The sequence below is a fragment of the Microbacterium sp. 22242 genome (assembly GCF_052045495.1).
Lineage (GTDB): Bacteria > Actinomycetota > Actinomycetes > Actinomycetales > Microbacteriaceae > Microbacterium.
Window position 1 is genome coordinate 64,293 of the sequence record NZ_JBQEOZ010000006.1, and the last position, 22,724, is coordinate 87,016.

Consider the following 22,724-nt stretch of genomic DNA (forward strand, 5'->3'; position numbering starts at 1 on the left):
CGGGGAACGAGGACGCGCCCTATCTGACCTTCTTGATCGGGAAGATCACGACGGCACCGATGAGCGCCAGCACACCGCACACGGTGAACCACAGCTGATAGTTGTTGCCGCCCTTGTCCCCGACGTACACCAGGATCCCGCCGATGAGCGGGGCGAAGGTCTGCGGCAGGGCGTTGGCGATGTTGAACACCCCGAGATCCTTGCCGGAGTCGTCCGGGTTCGGCAGCACGTCCACGACGAGTGCCAGATCCACCCCGACGTAGATGCCGTAGGCGATTCCCATGAGCGCCTCGAGAATGTAGAACGAGGGCACGTCGTGGATATGGATCAGCGCGTAGGTGCCGATCGCGAACAGCGCGGTGGAGACCCAGACGAACACCTTTCGTCGGCCGAGCTTGTCGGAGAGCCACCCCGCGAGGAAGCTCGCGCCGACCAGGCACACCGTATTGATCAGCACGCTGAGCGTGATCACGCCCGCAACGTCCGTCTTGGCGACATGCACGTGGTTGATCAGGTAGAAGACCCGGAACGCTGTGAACCCGAAGCTCGCGAACGTGATCAGGAAGCGGGACCACCAGGCCAGAGCGTAATCAGGGAACTTGATCGGGCTCACCCAGAAGGTGTTCCACCACTCGTAGAAGGTCGCGCGCGGCGGCTTCATCGGCAGGGCGCGGTCCGGAAGCACGAAGGCGAAGATCGTCATCGCTGCGATCGCGAGGATCGAGGGCGCGATGAACATCAAGTACATGTTCGTCTGGAAGATCTGGGCGACGAAGGTACCGCCGAGGATTCCGACGTTCTGCGCAATACCGACCGCGGCCGTGATCTTGCCGCGCTGGAACTTGGGGACCTGGTCGGCGATCGTCGCGATGAAGGGCGCGAGGGTCATGTTGGCACCCAGCTGCGCAAGCGACCAGCCGACCGTCGCCATTGTCAGGCTGGGCGCGGCGGCCATCACGACGAACGCGATGGTCATGATGATCGTGCCGAGCACGATCCAGATGCGCCTCCGACCCCAGCGAGAAGTCGTCCGGTCGGAGAGCCGACCGAATACGACGTTCGCGATCGTCGCGAACAGGGCACCCCATCCGCCGAGGACGGCTGCCGCGGCATTGCCACCGGTCGCCGGGATAGCGCCCTGATTCTGCAGATCGATGATCTTCAGACCGATGCCGACGATCGCGGGTCCGAGCAGTGCGACGAAGAAGACGAACTGGGCGATGATCAGCCAGGTGACGTACCCCTTCTTCGCGGGCTCGGTCGGCTCCTGCAGCCAGTGATGTTCATGGCTGACCGTTGCGCTCGCGACAGTCATCCCCGAGGGGGTGCCTGCGGCGGATCCGCTGACAGAACTCATACCTGCCTCCTTTGGCCGGTGCCCGGGGAGGAGAGCGGACGCCACACTGCGCCGCCGGAAGCTCCGTCCTCGTGCGTGAAAACCTATAGCGATCAGGTTTCCGCCGCAAGGCATTCCCGGGAGTGTTGCCGGACGGGGTCACGCGACTCCGCGGAAGCCTTGTCCGCGAAAACCTGCACGGCTATGGTTTCCCCCAGACGATCCGCCGATGACGACTGGAGCCTCCGATGACCGAAGCGACGAGCCCGAGGGCCGCCGATCTCACGCTCGAGGAGAAGGCGGCGCTCACCAGCGGCGCGGACTTCTGGACCACGAAGGCGATCGATCGGGCGGGCGTGCCCTCGATCATGCTGACCGACGGTCCGCACGGCCTGCGCAAGCAGGCCGCCGGCAACGACCACCTCGGGCTCAGCGCGAGCGTGCCGGCGACGTGCTTCCCGCCCGCGGTGGGCCTCAGCGCGACCTTCGACCCCGAGCTCGCCGAGCGCGTCGGCGTCGCTCTCGGCGTCGAGTCGGCGATCGAGGACGTCGCGGTCATCCTCGGCCCCGGCATCAACATCAAGCGCTCCCCCCTCTGCGGACGCAACTTCGAGTACATGTCGGAGGATCCGATCGTGTCGGGGGCGATGGGCGCGGGCCTCGTCACAGGGATCCAGTCGCAGGGCGTGGGCGCGTCTCTCAAGCACTTCGCCGTGAACAACCAGGAGACCGATCGCCTGCGCGTCTCGAGCGACGTCGATCCGCGTCCGCTGCGCGAGATCTACCTGCGCGGCTTCCAGCGGGTGGTGCAGGACGCGCAGCCGTGGACGGTGATGTGCTCGTACAACCGGATCAACGGCGTCTACGCGTCGGAGGACCCCTGGCTGCTCACCCAGGTGCTGCGCGACGAGTGGGGGTTCGAGGGGATCGTGGTCTCGGACTGGGGCGCCGTGAACCACCGGGTCGCCGGGATCCTCGCCGGCATGGATCTGGAGATGCCGTCGAGCGGCGGGCGCACGGACGCCGAGCTCGTCGCCGCCGTGCGGAGCGAACGCCTCGACGAGGTGTGCCTGGACGTGGTCGTGGACCGGCTGCTCGACCTCGTCGGCAAGGCGCAGGCCCGTCCGGCCGCGACCGGACCGCTCGACGTCGACGCGCACCACGCCCTCGCCCGCGAGGTGGCGGGCCGCGCGATCGTGCTGTTGAAGAACGACCCCGTGCGATCCGCCGAGGGCGAGGCCCGCGGCCCGCTCCTCCCGCTCGCCCGCGACGCCAGGATCGCCGTGCTCGGCGAGTTCGCGCGCACCCCGCGATACCAGGGCGCCGGATCCTCGCAGATCAACCCGACCAGACTCGACACCGCACTCGACGCGATCCGCGCCGTCGCCGGGGACGTGCCGTTCGCGGCCGGCTTCGACATCACCCCCGAAGGCGTCTCGGACGCCGAGACCGACAGCCTGCGTGACGAGGCCGTGGCCGCGGCCCGCGACGCCGACATCGTGCTGCTGTTCCTCGGCGTGCCCTCGCAGGAGGAGTCGGAGGGGTACGACCGGGAGCACATCGACCTGCCCTCCGCGCAGCTCGCGCTCGTCGACGCCGTGCTCGAGGTCAACCCGAACGTCGTGGTGGTGCTGTCGAACGGCGGAGTGGTGGCGCTCCCGTTCGCCCGCAAGGTGCCCGCCCTGCTGGAGGCGTGGCTGCTCGGTCAGGCCGGGGGCAGCGCGACCGCCGACGTGCTGTTCGGCGACGTGAACCCGTCCGGCCGGCTGGCGGAGACGATCCCGCAGCGGCTGGAGGACACCCCGGCCTACGGCAGCTTCCCCGGCGAGCACGGACACGCCCGCTACGGCGAGGGCCTGCTGGTCGGCTATCGCTGGTACGACGAGAAGCAGCTCGCCGTGCGCTACCCGTTCGGGCACGGCCTCTCGTACACGACGTTCGCGTACGGCGACGCGGCCGCCGCGGTCCGCGAGGACGGCGACATCGTGGTCATGGTGCCCGTCACCAACACGGGGACGGTCGCGGGCCGCGAGGTCGTGCAGGTGTACACGTCCCTGCCCGGATCGGCGGTGCAGCGCCCGCCGCGGGAGCTGAAGGCCTTCGCGTCGGTGCTGCTGGCGCCCGGGGAGACCACCTCCGTCTCGCTGCGGATCCGCCGCTCCGAGCTCGCCTACTGGGATGTCCGGGTGGACCGCTGGATCGTCGAGGGCGGCGAGTACATCGTCGACGTCGGCGCCTCCAGCCGGGATCTGCGCATCTCGACCACGATCGGGGTGGAGGGCGACGAGGTCGCGCTGCCGGTGTCGCTGGACTCGTCCTTCGACGAGCTGCTGCAGGATCCCGTGGTCGGCGGCGAGCTGCGCGCGATGATCGAGGAGCGCTTCGGATCCGGCGAGAACCAGATGCTGAAGATGCTCGGCAACTTCCCGGTCGGCCGTCTGGACGGGTTCCCGCTCCCGCGGGAGGAGATGGTCGCGCTCGTCGAGCGGGCGCAGCAGGGCTGAGCGGATCCCGGCCCGGGCCAGCCGGGTCCGGCGGAGCTGAGCGGATCCGGCGGGGCTAACCGGGTCCGCCCTCGTCCTCCCCGGTGCCCAGCGAGAGCGGCCGCACGACCAGCCGACGACGGTCTCGCACCCACACCGCCCCGGTCTCGCGTTTCTCGGCGCGCGTGGAGAAGCGGTAGCGGTACGCCACGGCGCGCACCTGACGCGGGCGCTCGCCGCCGAACGGATCGTGTCCGAGCAGCCGCAGCGTGCGCGGATCCGCCTCGAGCAGCCGCACCAGGAGCATCGCGAACCAGTCCTCGTACATCCGGCCCAGGGGCAGGAACCACATCAGCCAGTCCAGCCGCAGGTGGTACGGCGCGAACTGACGGGGGGTGCGGCGCAGGTCGCCGGGCTTGCCCTTGAAGCCGTATTCCCGCCACTCCGCGGTCGCCGGATCCGCGTCCATCGTGCCCTCGATGACGATCTCGATCCGCTCCTTCGTGACCGTGCCGAACGCCCCGTAGGCGTTCGCGAGCTGCCAGCGGTTGAACGAGGCGTTCATGGCCTGGGTGCGGGAGAACAGGTTGCGCACGGCCGGTACCGAAAGCCACACATAGAGCAGGCCGACCGCGGTGGTGACGACGAGCCAGGGCAGCGACAAGCCGTCGATCGTCCACGGCAGCGCGGTCGCCAGGTGGTGAGGCGGGCCGAGGGGCAGCCCGATCGCGGAGAACGCGAGCACGATCGTGGCCCAGTTCAGCCAGGCGAAGTTGCCCGTGATCACCAGCCAGAGCTGGGTCGAGAGCACCACGACCGCCCCCGCCGCTCCGACGATCGCCGGCACGGGCCCGGGGATCCACAGGCCCAGGATCGGGGCGAGCAGCAGCCAGGGAGCGCCGAGCTGCGCGACATGGTTGCCGATTACCTCGAGGCGGTGGAACCAGGCAGGCAGCAGATGGGCCTGCCGGCTGAGCGGGCCCGGCATGGGCTGCGTCTCGTGGTGGTACATCAGGGCGGTGAGGTCGCGCCACTCGCGTCCGCCGCGGATCTTGATCATGCCGGCGCCGAACTCGAGCCGGATCACGAGCCACCAGAACAGCACGATGATCACGGTGGGCGGCGGCTGGGTCGCGGATCCGAGGAACGCGGCGAGGAATCCCGCTTCGAGCAGGAGCATCTCCCAGCCGAAGCCGTAGAAGGTCTGCCCGATCGAGGAGATCGACATGTAACCGAGCCACAGCAGCAGGAAGCAGGCCATCGGCACCCACGGTGCCGTGAGCTGGGGCAGCCCCGCCACGAGAGCCAGGGAGACCGCGATGCCCGCGACGCAGAGGGCGACGAGGCGGCGGTCGGTGTAGCGGACGCGGAGGAACAGCGTCGGCCGCAGCATCCGGCGGGCGCGGGCGGAGTTGCCGGCCCAGGCGAGCAGCTCGGGGGCGGGCAGCAGCCCGCGTTCGCCGAGCAGCGCGCGGAACTGGTTCAGCGTGCTGACGAAGGCGACGAGGTACAACGCGGCGATGCCCCTCTGCAGCACCTCCCGCGCGAATCCGAAATCGACCGCCGCGAAGCCGTCCATAGCGGAAGGCTACGCGCGACGCCCGGATCGGGACAGGCGGGTTGACAGACCGCTTCAGCGCCTCATCCGGGGTCGTTGAGCGGGCGAAACGAGACGAAACGCGGATCCTGCGGGGTGCCGCGTCTCGTCCCGGTCGCCTGCGGCGTCCTCGCTCGACGACCCCGCGAGAGACAGCCTGCTTCTTCAGTCCGCCTCAGGACTGGGGCAGGGCGGCGACCACGTCGATCTCGACGAGGATGTTCGCCAGCTGCGAGCCCACCGTGGTGCGCACGGGGTACGGGGCCGTGAAGAACTCCTGGTACGCCTCGTTGAACTCGGCGAAGTCGGCGAGATCCTGCAGGTGCACTGTCGACTTGACCACGTCGTCCATGGTCAGACCGTGCACGGCGAGCACCTTCTGGATGTTGCGCAGCACCTGGCGGGTCTGGTCTCCCACGTTGTCCGCGATCGCGTGGTCGTTCGCGGCGTCCTGCGGGCCGAAGCCGGCCGTGTACAGGAATCCGTTCGCGACGACGCCGTGGCTGTAGGGCCCGGCGGGGGTGGGGGCGCCTTCGGCGTAGAACCCGGTCTTGGGCATCTTCTTCTCCTTCTTCTCGGTTCGGTTCGGTTCATCCCAGCTGGTGGGAGATCTCTGCGGCGGTCTCGCGCAGGAGGGGCACACGCTGCTCGAGCTGCTCGCGGCTCTGGGCGGCGCGCAGGGCCGTGAGCGACAGTGCGCCGACGACGCCGGCGGACGTCACGATCGGCACCGCGACGCAGCCGACGAAGTCCTCGAACTCGGCGTCGTCGAACGCCCAGCCGCGACGTGCGGTGCGGGCGAGATCGGCGTCGAGGGCGGCGCGGGTGGTCAAGGTGCGGGCGGTGTGCGGATGCCAGTCGCAGTCGGCGAGCACGGCGTCGCGGCGGTCGGCCGGCAGCTCGGCGAGCACGGCCTTGCCGATGCCGCTGCAGTACGGCAGCACCGCGGCGCCGACGCGGGAGTACATCCGCACGCCGGCGGCGTCTTCGACCTTGTCGGCGTAGACGATCTCGTCGCCGATCAGCGCGCCCACGTGCACGGTGTTGCCCACGATGCGGTGCAGGCGCCGCACGTGCGCGAATGCGGCGCCGCGCAGGTCGAGCCGTTCGAGGGCCGCCCCGCCGAGCACGGCGAGCTTCATGCCGAGCGCGTAGCGTCCGTCTGCCTGCTTCCGCACGAAGCCGACGTGCTCCAGGCTCTGCAGCTCGCGGAACATGGTGGTGCGGTGGAGGCCGAACTCGGCGGCGAGCTCGACCACCGACGAGGGCTCGCCGGCGAGCGACGCCAGGATGCCGGCGGCCCGAGTGACGCTCTGCGACATGGGTCAGGCACCTCCCCGGCGCAGGCCCCGGCCGGGGAGCGCCCCGGTCAGCTCGCCCCCGGCGAGCACGCGGACACCGGCGACGAAGACGTCGTCGATGCCGACGGCGAGCTCGCCCGGGTTCTCATAGGTGGATCCGTCGGCCACGTTCTCGGGATCGACGAGCAGCAGGTCGGCGATCGCCTCCGCCTCGACGACGCCACGGCGGCCGAGGCGGAAGCGCCGCGCCGGCTGCGCGGAGAGGTGGTGCACGGCATCCGCCCACGACCACGTGCCGAGCTCGCGGACGAACTCGCGCAGGTAGCGCGCGAACGATCCCGCGGCGCGCGGATGCGGGTGGGCGCCGATGAAGATGCCGTCGGATCCGCCCACGTGTCCGGGATGCGCGAAGATGCGCGCCAGCTCCGTCGCGGGCCGCGGGTTGCGCACGGCCATGACCGCGCTGCTCTCCATGCGCGAAGCGGCGAGCACGTCGAGCGCGAAGTCCATCGGATCCTGGACCGCGCGGGCGGATGCCGCACGCAGGGTCAGTCCGTGCGCCCAGGCGTACTCGGATGCCGCGATGTGCGCGAGCGTGATCATGTCCGGCCAGTCCGGCCCCAGGCTCGGGCTGTTCGAGGCGCGCCGGACGCACGCCGCGTGCAGGGCCTGCCGCCCGCCGGCGTCGCGGATGCGGGCGACGGCCTCGTCGGCGGTGAGGGCTGAGACCTCCGGCGGCAGCAGGGGCATGCCCAACAGCGTGCAACCGCGGATGTACGGGTACGCGTCGAAGGTCGCGTCGACGCCGGCCTCGGCGAGCGCGTCGAGCTGAGACAGCACGATGTCGGCGTCGGCATGCAGGTGCGAGACGTGCACGGGCAGCGGGGCGCCGGCGAGCCGGGCGGCGAGACGCGAGATCTCGGCCATCTCGGTGATCCCGGCCGCCGTGTTCGCCTCGTATCCGCCGCGCATGTGGCTGACGTACACGCCGCCGGCCGCGGCCACCGGCCTGCACAGCGCGGCGATCTCGTCGGCGTCCTGGAAGATGCCCGGCACGTAGTCCAGCCCCGTCGACAGGCCCAGCGCACCGTCGGCCATGCCCTGCGCCACGAGCTCGATCATGCGGGCGCGCTCCGCGTCGGAGGCGGGGCCGCTGCGCCGGCCGCACACCTCGAAGCGCACGGTGCCGGCGGGCACCAGATACCCGGCGTTGAGGGCGGACGCGCCGTCGACCGCCGCCAGCAGCTCGGCGACGCCGCCGCCGCGGTAGACCGGGTGCGGTCCGTTGATCGCGGCGAAATAGCTGCTCGCGTACGCGCCGTCGCCGGGGGCGTACGAGACGCCGTCCTGTCCGCCGATGATCGTGGTCACGCCCTGGCGCAGCAGCGCCCTGGTGACCTCGGGGTCGCGCAGCAGACCGTCGGCGTGCGAGTGCGCATCGACGAAGCCGGGCAGCACGAGCCGCCCGGATGCGTCGATCACCAGGTCGCCGTCGCGCGCCTCGATCTCGCCGACCCCGGTGATCGCCGGGCCGTCGACGGCGACGTCGGCGCGCGCGGTGCCGGACGGCGTGACCACGGAACCACCGCGCAGGACTGTACGACCGGACATGACGCTCCTCGGAGGCCTCAGAAGTAGGTGCGGACGAGGCTGGTGACCACACCGGACTCGAGGGAGTCGACGACGGGCAGCACGCGCCACTTGTCGAAGGCGGTGCAGGGGTGGGAGAGGCCGAAGCGCACGACCGACCCGACGGCCAGCGGGTCGTTCGACCGCACGTACGAGTGCTGGTCGTTCATGGCCGAGACGCCGGCCTCGACCGGCTGCCAGGGCCCGGCGAGGTCGGCGGCGACGGCACGCGGGATCGGCAGCCCTTCGTCATAGGGCAGGTCGCGCTTGCCCGCGTCCACCAGGGAGAGGCCGGGCTCGGGGCTGGAGACGACGCGGGCGATGCCGTGCATCGCGCTCACGAAGCGGGGCCCCTCACCTGGTCCCCCTTCGTCGAACGGCGAGATGCCGCGGTAGAACCCGTCGTCGTGCACGATGTAGGCGCCGGAGCGCAGGGTGAAGCGGGTCCGTCCGTCGCGCTCGGCGGCGGCCCAGACGTCGGCGACGATCTCGAAGTAGGCGCTGCCGCCGGCGGTGACGTACACCTCGCCGTCGTCGTAGAGCGGCGTGATCGCACGATGCAGGGCGAGCTGCGTCTCGAGGTAGGTGCGCACGGCGGCGAGGCCCTCGGGCGAGCGGTCGTGCGCGAGACTGCCCTCGTAGCCGGCCACGCCGGCCAGCCGCAGCACGTCCGACGCGGCGATGCGCTGCGCGATCGCGACGGCCTCCTCGACCGAGCGCGCACCCGTGCGCCCGCCTGCGGCGCCCAGCTCGACGCACACATCGATCGGGCGTGGCAGCTCGACACCGTTCAACGCGCTCTCCATCGCGTCGACGGTGACGAGCGAGTCGGCCCAGCAGACGAACCGGAAGCCGGGGTCGGCGAGCTCGCCGGCGAGCCAGGTCAGCGCTCGGGCGTCGACCGCGGCGTTGGCGAGCATGATCGAGTCGAGGCCGAGGTCGCGTCCGGTGCGCACCTGCCCCATGGTCGCGAGGGTGATGCCGAGCGCGCCGGCATCGGTCTGGCGCTTCCACAGCTCGGGGGCCATCGTGGTCTTGCCGTGCGGCATGATCTCCAGGCCGCGCTCGGCGCACCATGCGGCCATGGTCGCGACGTTCGCCCGCATGCCGGCGTCGTCGAGCACGATCAGCGGCGTCCAGAACTCGTCCAGACGCGGCTTCGTCGCGAGGAAGGCGGATGCGGTCATTCCGATCGCGCGCGCCGGGATCCCCTTGTCCCGCGCCGTCAGCAGTTCGTCGTCCCGATGGTTCATCTCACGCCTTCCATCCTTGTTGTGCACATGCCGCAACATCAGTTGCACTCTGCGCACACGCCGCCTCATCATGGTAACCGTGTTCGAGACCTCCGCACCACGCCTGATCGCCATCGGCGAGACGATGGCCCTGATTACCCCTGCCCACGCGGAGGCGCTCGCCACCGCCCGGGACGTGCGGCTGCTCATCGGCGGCGCCGAGTCGAACGTGGCGATCCACGCCGCGCACCTCGGCATCCCGACCGCCTGGGTCAGCGCCGTCGGCGACGACGCGCTCGGGGTGCGAGTGCGCGACGAGGTCGCCCGCCACGGCGTCGACGTCGGCTGGGTCGTCGACGACCCCACCGCGCCGACCGGCGTGTACTTCAAGGACCCGGGTCACGGCGTGCTCTACTACCGCCGCGGCTCGGCCGCCTCCGCGATGGGCCCCGCCATCGTCGCCGACGTGCCGCTCGAGCAGGCCGATCTCGTGCACGTCTCCGGCATCACCCCCGCGCTCTCGCCCTCCTGCGCCGCGCTCATCGACACCGTCTTCGACCGCGTCGGCGCCGGATCCGGCGTCGTGAGCTTCGACGTCAACCACCGCGCGGCCCTCTGGGCGCCCGAGGCGGCCGGTCCGGCGGCGCCGACCCTGCTCGCGCTCGCACGCCGCGCCGATCTCGTGTTCGTCGGCCTCGACGAGGCGGAGGGCCTGTGGGGCACGGTCGACGCCGATGCGGTGCGCGCGCTGATCCCCTCCCCGCAGCTGCTCGTCGTCAAGGACGGCGATGTGGGAGCCACCGAGTTCCACCGCACGGACGGCGCGGATGTGCGGACCTTCGCACCCGCGATCAAGACCGAGGTCGTCGAGGCCGTCGGCGCGGGCGACGCGTTCGCCGCCGGCTACCTGGCCGCCCATCTGCAGGGCGCCGAGGCCGCAGAGCGCCTCGCCGCCGGTCACCGCCGGGCGCACCTCGTGCTGCAGTCCACCGGCGACCTGCTGCCCGACTGAGAAGACCGCGCCGCGCCGAGCGGGCGCAGCGAGACGAAGCGAAAGGCCCCCGACCATGACCGACAACTCCGCATTCGACGAGATCTTCCGCGATGTGCCCTTGATGGCGATCCTGCGCGGAATGGGAGTCGAGCGCACCCTCGCCACCGCGACCCGCGCCTGGGACCTCGGCATCACGGCCGTCGAGGTGCCCGTGCAGACGCCGACCGACGTCGAGGCCCTGCGCGTGCTCGCCGAAGCCGCCCGCGAACGCGGTCTGACCGTGGGAGCGGGCACCGTCGTGTCGCTCGAGCACGTGCGCCAGGCCGCCGAGGCGGGCGCCGCGTTCACCGTGAGCCCGGGCCTCGACCTCGACGTGGTGCGGGCCTCGCACGAGGCGGGCCTGCCGTCGCTGCCCGGCGTCTCGACCGCCTCCGAAGTGCAGCGCGCGCTGGGCGGCGGGCTCACCTGGCTGAAGGCGTTCCCGGCGTCGCTGCTGGGCACCGGCTGGTTCCCCGCGATGCGCGGCCCCTTCCCGCAGGCGAAGTTCGTCGCCACGGGTGGCATGGACTCCGGCAACGCCCGGGCGTACCTCGACGCGGGCGTGCGGGTCGTCGCCGTCGGCTCCGCACTGGAGGACGAGGCGCAGCTTCCTGCGCTGGCCGAACTGCTCGGCTGAGCGCGCCCGGATCCGATCCCGCTCCCGGCGTTCCGCGTCGGGGGCGGTATCTTCTGCGCGGGACGGCACACCGAGCGTCGCCGCGCAGCCGGGGACGACAGCGCGCCCTGCCGCCGCACGCACGGCCCGTCCNGGCAGGAGGGGTCGTGCGCCCGTCGGCAGGGCGCGCACCGGGGTCATGACGATCAGGCGTCGGCCCCGACCCGCGGGGCGATGACCAGCTCGTGCAGCCGGCCCGCGCCCTCGACGTCAGGCCGGATGGACGCGAGCATCGTCGCGATGACGCCGACGATCGCGATCACCGCGGCGTAGATCACGACGGGCCAGATCGCTCCTCCGGCGGCGGCGACCAGCGCCGTGCAGATGAAGGGGGCAAGACCACCGCCGAGGGTGTTCGAGATCTGGTAGCCGATGTTGACGCCGGTGGTGCGCGCCTCCGGGTCGAACATCTCCGCCAGCATCGTCGCGAGGGTCGCCTGCATCGCGACGCCGAACACGACGAAGCCGAGGATCTGGCCCAGCCAGATCAGCCACATGTTGCCGGTGCTGAAGAGCATGAAGGCGGGGTAGACCATCGCGGCGAATCCGAGGCAACCGATGATGTACACCGTGCGACGACCGATCCGGTCCGAGATCGCGCCCCAGAGCGGGGCGACGACGATCTGCAGCAGACCCACCAGCATGGTTCCCGCGAAGCCCATCCACGCCGGCAGGTGCTTGTTGCTCACCATGAAGGCGAGGCCGTAGGTGAGCACGACGTAGCCGGCGATCGACTGCGGCAGTCCGATGAGGATGCCCATGATCGCGTTCTTCGGGTGACGGAACGTCTCGACGAGGGGGTTCGGCTTCTTGCCGGTGGCGTTCAGATGCAGGGCCTGGGTCTCGGTGAACTCATCGGAGTCCTCGAGGTGGCGGCGCAGGATCACGGCGGCGATCGCGAGCACGATCGAGAACACGAACGGGATCCGCCACCCCCACTCGATGAACCACGAGCCGGGCGTCAGCCCGAGCCCGGCCATGAGACCGCCGGAGACGACGTTGGCGATGCCGGCGCCGCTGATCAGGAAGGCGCCGTACAGCCCCTTCTTGCCGATCGGCGCGGCCTCGACGACCATCGTCGCCGCACCGCCCATCTCACCGCCGACGAAGAAGCCCTGGAACAAGCGGCACACCAGGAGCAGGATCGGCGCGGCGATGCCGATCGCGTGGTCCGGCGGGATGAGGCCGATGGCGGTCGTCGCGAGCCCCATGCCGATCACGGTGCTCATCAGCACGACCTTGCGGCCGACGCGGTCGCCGATGAAGCCCCAGATGACGCCGCCGACGGGACGCAGGAAGAATCCGACCGCGAATGTCGCGAACGACGAGAGCTGAGCGACCACCGGGTCGTCGGAGGAGAAGAACACCGCGGGGAAGACCGCGGCCGACGCGAGACCGTAGAGGTAGTAGTCGTAGTACTCGATGAGTGTGCCGATCGCGCCACCGGCGACGGTCTTGCGCTGGTGGGGCGTCAGGCCGCGTGATGCGCCTCTAGCCATGGGAGCCTCCTTGCTCGGGAACTGCGGGAGAGATCGGGGTCAACCCTCGACGTGACAGGCTGTCGTCGCTAAGATAGCCGCGATGTAGACAGTATGTCTACTGGTTGGACTTTTTGTAAAGTGGAGGTGGATGATGGCGACTCCGGCGACGATGGAAGCCGCTGCGACCGCGCTGGCGGGCGATGCCGCCCGCCAGACGTACGAGAGCGCCGAAGAGGTGCTGTGGCTGTACCGCCCGGTGATGCGGGCGCTGGCCACGGCCGCCGGGCCCTCGGTCGAGGTCGTGCTGCACAACCTCGACGGCGCCGACGTCGATCTCGGGCACACCATCATGGCCATCGAGAACGGCCACGTCACCGGTCGCGCCGTCGGCGGGCCATCGACGTCGCTGGGCCTCGATGTCATGAAGGACAGGCAGAAGGACCACGACGCCTTCGGGTACCGCGGCTTCACGAGCGACGGCCGCGAGCTGCGCTGCTCGTCGGTGTACTTCCGCAACGCGGCCGGCGACATCATCGCCTCGTTCTGCATCAACGTCGACCTCAGCCCGATCCAGCAGGCCAGGAACATGCTCGAGGCCCTGCTCCCCCTGGCGGGCACGGCTGACAACGGCCCCCGCGAGCACTTCGGCAGCGACCTGGTGTCGGTGATGGACTCGATGATCACCGAGGCGATCGCCGAGATCGGCCGTCCCGTCGAGCAGATGTCGCGCGACGACAAGATCACGGTGCTCGAGCGTCTCGACCAGCGCGGAGCCACCCAGATGCGCAAGTCGATCGAGACGATCGCGAAACGGCTGAGCATCTCGCGGGTGACCGCGTACGCCTATCTCGACGAGGCCCGCACCCGCGGCTGAGCCGGAGGAGGATGATGCAGATGAGCGCAGAAGATCTCGCCGCAGCAGACGGCGGATCCATCGCCGCGCGGCTCGCGCACGTCGACGCGCGCCTCGCGTACGAGATCGACGTGGTCGCGGCGGCACAGGCCGTCGAGGCCGGCCGCGCCGTGCTCGTCGACACGCGCCGCCGGGAGTCGTGGGATCACGGCCACGTCGCCGGCGCGCTGCACCTGCCCACGCAGGGCCTGGCTGCGCGGATCGACGAGCTCCCCCGCGAGCGCACGCTGATCGTCTACGGCTGGGGTCCGGGCTGCAACGGCGCGACGGCGACCGCCCGCATCCTGCTCGCCGCCGGTCTGGACACCCGCGAGCTGCTCGGCGGGTACGAGTACTGGGCGCGCAACGGCTACGCGACCGAGGCGGGCGGGGTCGTCACGCGCCGCACGCCCGATCCCCTGGTCACCGCCGAGGTCTGAGCCGGCGGCAGGCGGGCGGGGTCGTCACGCGCCGCACGCCCGATCCCCTGGTCACCGCCGAGGTCTGAGCCGGCGGCAGGCAGGTGAGTCCTGCCTCCACACCGCGGGAGCGCGACGCCTGCACGACGACGCGACGCCTGCACGATCCGATCGCGGATCCGGTCGTGCATCCGTGTCGGGGTCGTGCAGGCGTCGCCGCTGCGTGGGTGGGAAGCGGGCCTACTTCTTCAGCCAGGCGAACTCGTCGCCGTACTTCTTGATCCACGCGTCGATCGCCTGCGGCTCCTTGCCCTCGCCGAACTCGTTCACGACCGTGTCCTCGAGTGAGCCGTACTGGGCGTCGTCGAGCTTGATCTTCGAGATCAGCTTCGCCGCATCCGGGTGCTTCTCGGCGAAGCCCTTCGATCCGAGGAAGTGCAGGCCCTCGGGCTTGCCCATCGCGCCCTTCGGATCCTTGAGGTCCTTCACCGGGAAGGCGCTGTTGGCCCAGAACGGACGCCACAGCGTCACCGCGATGTCCTGCTTCTTCTCGGTCGCCGACTTCAGCTCGGTGAGCATCGCGGCGGTCGAGGATGTGACCAGCTGGTACTCGCCGTCGAGGCCGTACTCGGGCATCATCTTCTGGGTCTGGGCGGTGAGACCCGCGCCCGGCTCGATGCCGATGATCTTGCCGCCGAAGTCCGCACCCTTGCCCTTGAGCTGGTCGATCGAATCGATCTTCGTGTAGGTCGGGACCGCGATGGTGAGCCGGGCGTTGCCGTAGTACGTGTCGAGGTCGTCGATCGAGCCCTTGTACTTGTCCATGTACGCCTTCTGGGTGACCTCCGGCCACGCCGACGGGAAGATGTCCACGTCGCCCTGCGACAGCCCCGCGTAGAGCGGGCCGGCGTCGGAGAGCGTCTGCATCTTCACGTCGTAGCCGAGCTTGCCGAGCTGATCCTGCAGCAGGTACGCGGTACTCAGACCGTCGGTCCAGCTGGGCAGGAACCCGATCGTGATCGTGCCCTTGCTGCCGGAGCCTGAGCCGTGCGAGGGCGCCTTGCCCGCCAGCTCGAGCGTACCGCCGGCACCGTCGCTCGCGCAGCCGGCCAGGGCCAGGGCGGCCGCGACGCCGAGCGCCGCGAGGGTTGCGATCCTGCTCTTACGCATGCTGCAGCTCCTTCTCTTCGGCGGACAGTTCCGGGGCCTGTCCGGCGAGCGCGGCCACCGCGGCCAGGCGCCGGGCGGCACGGCGGCGTCTCAGGATCCCGAGCAGAGACGCGGGGTGCTCCCCCAGCGAGCCCAGAGACGCCGTCACGCGGTCGAGGAAGACCGCGATCAGCACGACGCCCAGTCCGGCCTCGACACCCTTGGCGATGTTGACGGTGGAGATCGCCTCGACCACCAGCTTGCCGAGCCCGTCCGCACCGGCCATGCCGGCGATCACCGCCATCGACAGCGCGAGCATGATCACCTGGTTGACGCCGGCGAGGATCGTCGGCATCGCGAGCGGCAGCTGGATCCCGCGCAGGATCTGCCCCGGCGTGGCGCCGAACGACTGCCCGGCCTCGACCGTCTCAGAGTCGACGCCGCGGATGCCGAGCTCGGTGAAGCGGACCCCCGGGGGCAGGGCGAAGATGACCGTGGCCACGAGGCCGGGCACGACGCCGATGCTGAAGAACACGATCGCGGGGATCAGGTAGACGAAGGCGGGCATCGTCTGCATGAAGTCGAGCACGGGCTTGAGCACCGCGCGCACGGTGGCGTTGCGGGCCGACCAGATGCCGAGCGGGATCGCGATCGCCACCGCGACCGCTCCCGCGACGAGCACCAGCGCGAGCGTCTGCATCGCGGCGACCCACAAGCCCATCGCGACGATCAGCCCGAAGGAGATCACGGTGCCGATCGCCAGGCGCCAGGAACGCACGAGCCAGGCGACGAGCGCCGCGATGATGATCACGACGTAGAACCACGGCATCAGCAGCACGAAGCTCAGACCGTCGACGAGGAACGACACCACGGTCGAGATGACGTGCAGCAGACCGTCGAGGTTGGCCTTGATCCAGTCGACCGCGACAGCGACCCAGGATCCGATGGGCAGGACGTTCATCGGGTGACCTCCTCGTTCGGCGCGTCCGGGGTGGACGACGTGGTCGTTGTCGTTCCGGTCGTGGGCGCGGTCCACCCGTCGTCGAGGATGGCGTCGACCTCCGCCTGCGGCAGCGGCAGCACCGGCAGGTTGATCTCGCCCGTCGCGCCAGGGCCGGGGCCGAGGGCGGCGAGCAGGGTGATGCGCGGGATGACGCCGACAAGGCGGCCCTCCGCATCGGCGACCGCGAGAGGCAGCGGCGACTCGATGGCCGGGATGAAGAGGTTCATCAGGACCTCGTTCTCGTCGACGACCTGCGAGGCGGGCTTGAGCACCGAGGTGATCCTGCTCTCGCCGCGACGGATCAGCTTGACGACGTCGCGGTCGGTGACGATGCCGATCAGCTTCCGGTCGCGGCCGACGACGTACGTCGCGGACATGAACGCGTCGCGCATCTGCTTGAGCGCGGTGCGCGGACCGGCGCTCTCGGAGACGACGGGGCGCGGGCGCTCCATCACGTTCGCGGCGGTGAGCACGCGGGCGCGATCGACGTCCTGCACGAACTGCTCGACGTAGCTGTTGGCCGGGTCCGTGAGGATGTCCTCCGGCGTGCCGATCTGCACGATGCGGCCGTCGCGCATCACGGCGATGCGGTCCCCGAGGAACATGGCCTCGTTCAGGTCGTGCGTGATGAAGACGATGGTCTTCTGCAGCTTCTGCTGCAGCTCGAGCAGCTGCTCCTGCATCTCACGGCGGATCAGCGGATCCAGCGCGCTGAACGCCTCGTCCATCAGCAGGATGTCGGTGTCGGCGGCGAGCGCACGGGCGATGCCGACCCGCTGCTGCATGCCGCCGGAGAGCTCGGACGGCAGCTTCTCGCCCTGCCCGTCCAGGCCGACGAGCGTGAGGATCTCCTCCGCCTTGGCCAGGCGCTCGGCCTTGCCGATGCCCTTCAGCTCGAGCGGATACGCGACGTTCGCGGCCACGGTGCGGTGCGGCAGCAGCGCGAAGTGCTGGAACACCATCGACACCCGGTCGCGACGGATCTCGCGCAGCCGCGAGGCCGGGATCCCGGTGATCGGATCCCCAGTGACGAGGACGGATCCGTCCGTGGCCTCGTGCAAGCCGTTGAGCATGCGGATGATCGTCGACTTGCCGGATCCGGACAGGCCCATGATCACGAAGATCTCACCGCGGTTCACGGTGAAGCTCGCGTCGATGACGGCGGCGGTGCCCGCATCGAGTACCTCGGATCGGGTCTCGCCGGACTTCAGCCGGCGGACGGCCTGGTTCGGATGACGACCGAACACTTTGAACAGATGGCGCGCTTCAAGAGCGGTTTCGGACACGTTTCCCCCGCGGCCTCACCGAATCGGGAGGCGTGCATCGGTCACGCCCGGGTGACGATCACAGGGCCGCTTCGAAAAAGCCGTGCTGGCGGCGCAGGAGGAGGATTTCGGATCCTCGACAGAGATCATCGACCGTACGCCCACGCCTCTTCGTGCACAGCAGAATCGAAAGAAGGACGCGACCGCGGACTGGTCTTGGGCCGTGAGGCCCGCGTTCCAACGTAACGAGATGCTGATCCGGAGGCAAATCCGGGAGCCAGTGCTCAGCATGTGCGCGGTCGGCGGGGCGGTGATCCCGCGCAGGCCTGATGGGGTCGTCGACGTGGCGTCCGCGGCCGGCCTGGCCCGCCTACGGCCCTCCGAGCGCCATGCGCGGCGAATTCACAGCTCCAGAATTGGACTTTATCGAACAAATCTTCGATTGTTTGGTAGACTGGGGGCATGACCAGCACCCTGGATCCGCTTTTGGAGGCCATTCGGCTTCTGGCGCGGGTGTGGGGTGATGCGGCTTCGGGGGCGGATCTGTCGCGGGCGCAGCTGGTGGCCGTGAATGATGCGTTGGGGCTCGTGAAGCGGTCTTCGGACGCGGTGCTTGTGGAGGTCGCGGCGGGGATCGCGCGGGAGTCGCGTCGGGAGCTGGGGCCGGCGTCGTTGGCGAGGCAGCAGGGCTTCCGGTCGCCGGCGCAGTTGATCGCGACGACCACGGGCGCGTCGACTGGGGATGCGGCCCGGCTGGTGAAGGTCGGGGAGGCGATCGCGCCGCGGACGAATCTGATCGGTGAGAGGCTGCCGGCGAAGTTCCCCGCCGTGCGGGAGGCGCTGTCGTCGGGGCGGATCGGCGCGGTCGCGGCGAGCATGCTCGTGACGTTCTTGGATCGGATGATCGTGAAGGCGGGCCGTGGGGCTGTCGGCCGGGCGGAGGAGCTGCTGGTGGAGAAGGCGCCCGGGTTGTCGCTGGACGAGGTGCGGCGCATGATCACCCGGATGGAGGCGCACCTGGATCCTGACGGTGTCGCACCCCGCGAGGACGAGCTGCGGGCGCGGGCATCGCTGACGATGTTCGAGCGCGACGGGATGCTGCACCTGAACGCCGTGCTCGATCCGGCGCGAGGCGCGCCCGTGCAGGCCGCGATCCGCGGCTACGTGTCGGCGGAGTTCGCCGCGAAGCGCGACGGCCGCGACCCGGACGCACCCGACGCCGACCACAGGACCGTGGGACAGCTCCAGGCCGACGGCCTCCTCCACATCGCCGAGCATGCCCTGACCTGCGAGAGCAGGGGAACGCTCAACGGCGCGACCGTGGTCGTCCGCGTGGACGCGAAAGACCTAGAGACCGGCGTCGGGCACGGGCTCATCGACGGCATCGAGCAGCCCGTCGGCATCGACACCGTGCGACGGATGGCTGCCGGTGGCGGCGTCATCCCCTGGGTGTGCGGGAACGACGGAGAAATCCTGAACTGGGGACGTCGCCGCCGTCTGTTCAGCCGGGCTCAACGCCTCGCCCTCGTCGAACGCGACGGCGGCTGCGCGTTCTGCGGCCTCCCGCCCGGAATGACGAAAGCCCACCACGTCGACTGGTGGAAACGCGACCACGGCAGCACCGATCTCGACAACGGGGTCCTGCTCTGCGAGACCTGTCACCACCTCATCCACGACAACGGCTGGGACATCCGGGTCGACGGGATCGGCGTCCGGGCGAAGGTCTGGTTCCTGCCACCACCCGGCTCCGGAGCACCACCCCGCCTCGGCGCACGCTCCCGCACCGAACTCAGCGCCTGATCCGTCGCTCCCGTGAGCCGCGACGGCGTCGGCACAGCGACGGCCCGCCGGGCTCGCGCCGGCACGGCGGCCCGCCGGGCTCGCGCCCGCGCCGATCGGGACGCAGCATGGTCAGCAGCGCCGCACGCCGGGCCCGCACCCGCACTGATCGAGGCGCAGCACGGTCAGCCGCGCCGCGCGGTCCCTCCCGCACCCGCGCCGTTCGAGGCGCGGCACGGTCAGCGCCGGACCGACCGGGTGACCGTGAATTTCGGGGTGCGAGTGAGCTGCTCGGTCCTGCCGACGGCGGCAGAGAGCGCGCGGCGGTGATCGAGGTGCGAATTGAACACAGTCCACACCTCACCGCCCGGCCGCAACAGGCGGGCGGCCGCATCGATCAGCCGGCGCCCTGCGCCCTCGTGCACACTGGCGCCGAGATGGAACGGCGGGTTCAGCAGGATCAGGTCGACGGATCCGCTCGGGATCGCGGACCCGGCATCACCGAGAGCCACGGTCACCCGATCGGCCACGCCGTTCACCGACATCGTGTCGCGGGCCGAGCGCACAGCCGCCGCCGAGCGGTCGGTCGCGATCACGCGCGCCTCAGGCACGGCGAGAGCGAGGGACGCGGCGAGAGCCCCCGTCCCGCAGCCCAGGTCGACGGCGGTGAAGCCGTCGCGTCGAGAGAGGGCGGCGAGTTCTGCGGAGCGCTCACGCATCGCCTCGAGCAGGACGCGGGTGCCGATGTCGATCCGCTCACCGGCGAAGGCCCCGCCGTGCGCGCACAGCGTGAGCCCGAACTCGGGGTGGGCCGCCGACACCGGGAACGGCGGGCGCTCCGGCAGTGGCAGCGGATCGGCGACGACGATCAGGCGCGACTTCCGCTCGGCGCGCTGCGGCTGCACGAGCCCGAAGAAACGGGCGAGCACCTCGTTCTGCGCCGGCGTCATGTGCTTGACGCGCCCGCCGGCGAGGAGCACGACGTCGGGTGCGGCCCAGCGGGCGACCGCGTCGGCGATCTCCTCGAGCTCGGCCAGGCCCTTCGGCAGCTGCAGCAGGACCAGTCGCGCGTCGTGCAGCAGCTCCTCGTCCAGCTCATGCGCCGCGCATCCGGTGATCCCGAGCTCGGCCGCGTTCCGCTCCAGCGCGCGCCGGCCCGTCACCAGGTCCTGGTGCACGCGGATCCCGGCCAGGCCCGCGGCGAGGAGCGGCAGTGTGAGCGCGCCGTACCCGTCGCCGATCACCGTGATCGCGGATCCGGATAGTCCTCGGTCGGCAGCGGCGGACAGCGCCCGGGCGACGAGCAGCTCGTCGGTCGCGTCCCACGCCTGCAGGCTGGGCGCCTCGACGTCGGGGAACCGGCGCAGGCGCGGGTAGGGGAAGTCGGGCACCCGATCAGCGTACGGGCAGGGCCGGCCGGTGCGGCCCGGGGGGATACTGGAGCGGATGAGTGCAACGCTGACCGTCACCGAGGTGGTTCTCCCCACGGCCGCCCTCGGACCGGTGAACCCGCTCCCGGCCGTCGCCGCCATGCCGCAGGCGCCGTACCGTGCCTCGACCGAGGGACTGCCCGCGGAGATCGCGGCGAACATCCGGTACGGACAGGTCTCCTCGATCCACCCGTACCTGCTGCAGGACGGCTACGGCCGCGAGCGCACACCAGCGCCGATGCGGGTCGCCGTGCTCGAGAACGACCGGCTGCGCGCGGAATTCGCGCTCGACCTCGGCGGCAGGCTGGTGCGGCTGCTCGACAAGGCGACGGGCCGCGACCTCGTGTACCGCAACGCGATCCTGCAGCCTGCCAACCTGGCTCTGCGCGACGCCTGGTTCTCCGGCGGTGTGGAGTGGAACCTCGGCATGCGCGGGCATTGGCCGCTCACCGCCGCGCCGCTGTATGCGGCCGAGATCACCGGCGCCGACGGCGAGCCGATCCTGCGGATGTGGGAGTACGAGCGGGTGCGCGGGCTGATCCTCCAGCTCGATGCGACGCTCGACGCCGGCGCCGCCGCGCTGCACGTGCGGGTGCGCGTCCGCAATCCGCGCGATCGCGAGACCGGGATGTACTGGTGGACGAACATCGCCGTCGCGCAGGCGGAGGGCAGCCGAGTGTTCGCCCCCGCGACCAACGCCTATGTGACCGGTTACGACGGGCTTCTCCGCACGGTCGATCTGGCGGAGGCCGACCCGCGCCGTCCGGCCACGGCCCCTGCCGCTGCCGACTTCTTCTTCGACCTGGCCCCCGGGCTGGCGGCGGACCCGTCGGCCCGGCCATGGATCGCGGCGCTCGACGGAGACGGATCCGGCCTCGCGCACGTCTCCACCGCTCCGCTCACGGGACGCAAGCTCTTCGTGTGGGGCGACACGGTCGGCGGACGGCGCTGGTGCGAATGGCTCGGCGGAGACACCGGCGCGTACTTCGAGATCCAGGCGGGCCTCGCGGCCACGCAGTACGAGCATCTGCGGATGCCCGCCGGCGCGACCTGGGAATGGATCGAGACGTTCCTGCCGCTGACCGTTCAGGATCCTCTCCCCGGCGGATGGGCGGAGGCCTCCGGGTTCGTCGGCGAACAGGTCGCGCGGGCGGCGGACGGGCTCGGATCCGCGACGATCGCCCGACTCGAGACCGCGGCGGACGTCGCCCCGGGCGCTCTGCTGTCGGTCGGATCCCCCTGGGGCGCGCTCGAGCAGGAGCTCGCGGCGCGCACCGGGTCGCCCTGGTCGGGGCTGCCAGGGGTGCGGTTCTCCCGGGAGGGCACCGACGGCGCGTACTGGGCCGCACTGCTCGACGGCACGGCCACGGAGGCGTTCGATCGGGCGGACGCCAGGATCCCGCCCGCCTCCTACACCATGGGCGAGGAGTGGGATCGCCTGCTCGCCGAGGCACCGGCCTCCTGGTTGACCCACTATCACCGCGCGGTCATCGCGCATGCGCGGGGCGAGCACGGCACGGCGGTGTCGCATTACGAATCCTCGCTGCGGCAGCGGCGCACGCCGTGGGCGCTGCGCGGGCTCGGTCTCGCTCTGCGGCAGTCGCACGGAGGCAGCGCCGCGCAGGCGGCCGGCGTGGCGCGGCTCGTCGAGGCGCGCGAGCTCGCCCCCGAGCTGGCGCCGCTCGCCCTCGAACTCGCCGACGCCCTGCTCGCGGACGGCAGGGCGCAGGAGGCCATGACGCTCGTCGACGGCCTGGTGGCGGAGCTGCGCGCGCTCGGCCGGTTCACGGTCGTCGCGGTCCGCGCCGCCCTCGCCACAGGCGATCGGGAGACGGCAGGACGGATCCTCGAGGAGGGCTTCGAGGTGCCGAATCTGCGGGAGGGCGAGCTGAGCCTGTCCGCACTGTGGCGGGAGACGTTCCCCGACCGCCCCGTCCCGGCCCGGTACGACTTCGAGATGAGCCCCGGGGACTGAGTCGCCGGGCGCCGCCGCGATCTCCGCGGCATCGAGAACAGGCA

At 70.8% G+C, this 22,724-nt stretch carries 18 protein-coding genes; 7 read left to right on the forward strand and 11 right to left on the reverse strand.

Annotated features, from left to right (window positions below):
* Positions 1–19 precede the first annotated feature (19 nt).
* On the reverse strand, positions 20–1,357 hold the full coding sequence (locus ACTJJZ_RS08530; RefSeq protein WP_440720751.1) for an MFS transporter: 1,338 nt from the start codon (positions 1,355–1,357) through the stop codon (positions 20–22).
* A gap of 227 nt (positions 1,358–1,584) precedes the next feature.
* On the opposite strand from ACTJJZ_RS08530, the gene ACTJJZ_RS08535 reads away from it, so the two are divergent.
* On the forward strand, positions 1,585–3,840 hold the full coding sequence (locus ACTJJZ_RS08535; protein ID WP_440720752.1) for a glycoside hydrolase family 3 C-terminal domain-containing protein: 2,256 nt from the start codon (positions 1,585–1,587) through the stop codon (positions 3,838–3,840).
* A gap of 55 nt (positions 3,841–3,895) precedes the next feature.
* On the opposite strand, the gene ACTJJZ_RS08540 is transcribed toward ACTJJZ_RS08535, so the two are convergent.
* The 5 genes from ACTJJZ_RS08540 to ACTJJZ_RS08560 all read right to left on the reverse strand — a co-directional run bounded on the left by ACTJJZ_RS08540 (position 3,896) and on the right by ACTJJZ_RS08560 (position 9,599).
* On the reverse strand, positions 3,896–5,398 hold the full coding sequence (locus tag ACTJJZ_RS08540; RefSeq protein WP_440720753.1) for a lipase maturation factor family protein: 1,503 nt from the start codon (positions 5,396–5,398) through the stop codon (positions 3,896–3,898).
* A 193-nt stretch (positions 5,399–5,591) separates the two neighbouring features.
* Complete coding sequence (locus ACTJJZ_RS08545) at positions 5,592–5,975, reverse strand: RidA family protein (protein ID WP_440720754.1); 384 nt, start codon at positions 5,973–5,975, stop codon at positions 5,592–5,594.
* A gap of 31 nt (positions 5,976–6,006) precedes the next feature.
* Positions 6,007–6,738: an IclR family transcriptional regulator gene (locus tag ACTJJZ_RS08550; protein ID WP_440720755.1), complete on the reverse strand. Its 732-nt coding sequence runs from the start codon at positions 6,736–6,738 to the stop codon at positions 6,007–6,009.
* A 3-nt stretch (positions 6,739–6,741) separates the two neighbouring features.
* Positions 6,742–8,328: an N-acyl-D-amino-acid deacylase family protein gene (locus ACTJJZ_RS08555; RefSeq protein ID WP_440720756.1), complete on the reverse strand. Its 1,587-nt coding sequence runs from the start codon at positions 8,326–8,328 to the stop codon at positions 6,742–6,744.
* Positions 8,329–8,345: 17 nt separating this feature from the next.
* Positions 8,346–9,599 carry an alanine racemase gene (locus ACTJJZ_RS08560; RefSeq protein ID WP_440720757.1) on the reverse strand — a complete coding sequence of 418 codons (1,254 nt, stop codon included), beginning with the start codon at positions 9,597–9,599 and terminating at the stop codon, positions 8,346–8,348.
* A gap of 70 nt (positions 9,600–9,669) precedes the next feature.
* Here ACTJJZ_RS08560 and ACTJJZ_RS08565 point away from each other — a divergent pair, with 70 nt between their 5' ends.
* Both ACTJJZ_RS08565 and ACTJJZ_RS08570 read left to right on the forward strand, forming a co-directional pair.
* Positions 9,670–10,590 (forward strand): sugar kinase, encoded by a 921-nt coding sequence (locus ACTJJZ_RS08565; protein WP_440720758.1) that lies wholly within the window; start codon positions 9,670–9,672, stop codon positions 10,588–10,590.
* Between the two features lie 55 nt (positions 10,591–10,645).
* Positions 10,646–11,248, forward strand: coding sequence for a bifunctional 4-hydroxy-2-oxoglutarate aldolase/2-dehydro-3-deoxy-phosphogluconate aldolase (locus ACTJJZ_RS08570; protein WP_440720759.1), 603 nt, complete (start codon positions 10,646–10,648; stop codon positions 11,246–11,248).
* 185 nt (positions 11,249–11,433) lie between these two features.
* Here the strand turns inward: ACTJJZ_RS08570 and ACTJJZ_RS08575 are convergent, their stop codons facing one another.
* Positions 11,434–12,786: an MFS transporter gene (locus ACTJJZ_RS08575; protein ID WP_440720760.1), complete on the reverse strand. Its 1,353-nt coding sequence runs from the start codon at positions 12,784–12,786 to the stop codon at positions 11,434–11,436.
* A 130-nt stretch (positions 12,787–12,916) separates the two neighbouring features.
* Here ACTJJZ_RS08575 and ACTJJZ_RS08580 point away from each other — a divergent pair, with 130 nt between their 5' ends.
* Positions 12,917–13,642, forward strand: a complete 726-nt coding sequence (locus ACTJJZ_RS08580) for a helix-turn-helix transcriptional regulator (protein ID WP_440720761.1) — start codon at positions 12,917–12,919, stop codon at positions 13,640–13,642.
* A 20-nt stretch (positions 13,643–13,662) separates the two neighbouring features.
* Positions 13,663–14,100 carry a rhodanese-like domain-containing protein gene (locus ACTJJZ_RS08585; protein ID WP_440720762.1) on the forward strand — a complete coding sequence of 146 codons (438 nt, stop codon included), beginning with the start codon at positions 13,663–13,665 and terminating at the stop codon, positions 14,098–14,100.
* Positions 14,101–14,319: 219 nt separating this feature from the next.
* Here ACTJJZ_RS08585 and ACTJJZ_RS08590 read toward each other — a convergent pair whose 3' ends face one another.
* From ACTJJZ_RS08590 to ACTJJZ_RS08600, 3 genes are read right to left on the reverse strand one after another with little or no spacing between them, the layout of a single operon-like run.
* A complete protein-coding gene (locus ACTJJZ_RS08590) occupies positions 14,320–15,249 on the reverse strand; it encodes a glycine betaine ABC transporter substrate-binding protein (protein ID WP_440720763.1) in 930 nt (309 codons plus the stop codon).
* Complete coding sequence (locus ACTJJZ_RS08595) at positions 15,242–16,189, reverse strand: ABC transporter permease (RefSeq protein ID WP_440720764.1); 948 nt, start codon at positions 16,187–16,189, stop codon at positions 15,242–15,244. The genes ACTJJZ_RS08590 and ACTJJZ_RS08595 overlap by 8 nt, the downstream gene beginning before the upstream one ends.
* Positions 16,186–17,478: a quaternary amine ABC transporter ATP-binding protein gene (locus ACTJJZ_RS08600; protein ID WP_440720765.1), complete on the reverse strand. Its 1,293-nt coding sequence runs from the start codon at positions 17,476–17,478 to the stop codon at positions 16,186–16,188. The genes ACTJJZ_RS08595 and ACTJJZ_RS08600 overlap by 4 nt, the downstream gene beginning before the upstream one ends.
* Before the next feature lie 480 nt (positions 17,479–17,958).
* On the opposite strand from ACTJJZ_RS08600, the gene ACTJJZ_RS08605 reads away from it, so the two are divergent.
* The gene (locus ACTJJZ_RS08605) at positions 17,959–19,296 is read left to right on the forward strand and encodes a DUF222 domain-containing protein (RefSeq protein WP_440720766.1); all 1,338 of its coding nucleotides are present in this window, start codon (positions 17,959–17,961) and stop codon (positions 19,294–19,296) included.
* A gap of 218 nt (positions 19,297–19,514) precedes the next feature.
* Here the strand turns inward: ACTJJZ_RS08605 and ACTJJZ_RS08610 are convergent, their stop codons facing one another.
* Positions 19,515–20,666, reverse strand: a complete 1,152-nt coding sequence (locus ACTJJZ_RS08610) for a class I SAM-dependent methyltransferase (RefSeq protein WP_440720767.1) — start codon at positions 20,664–20,666, stop codon at positions 19,515–19,517.
* A gap of 55 nt (positions 20,667–20,721) precedes the next feature.
* On the opposite strand from ACTJJZ_RS08610, the gene ACTJJZ_RS08615 reads away from it, so the two are divergent.
* Positions 20,722–22,680: a DUF5107 domain-containing protein gene (locus ACTJJZ_RS08615; RefSeq protein WP_440720768.1), complete on the forward strand. Its 1,959-nt coding sequence runs from the start codon at positions 20,722–20,724 to the stop codon at positions 22,678–22,680.
* Positions 22,681–22,724: the final 44 nt, after the last annotated feature.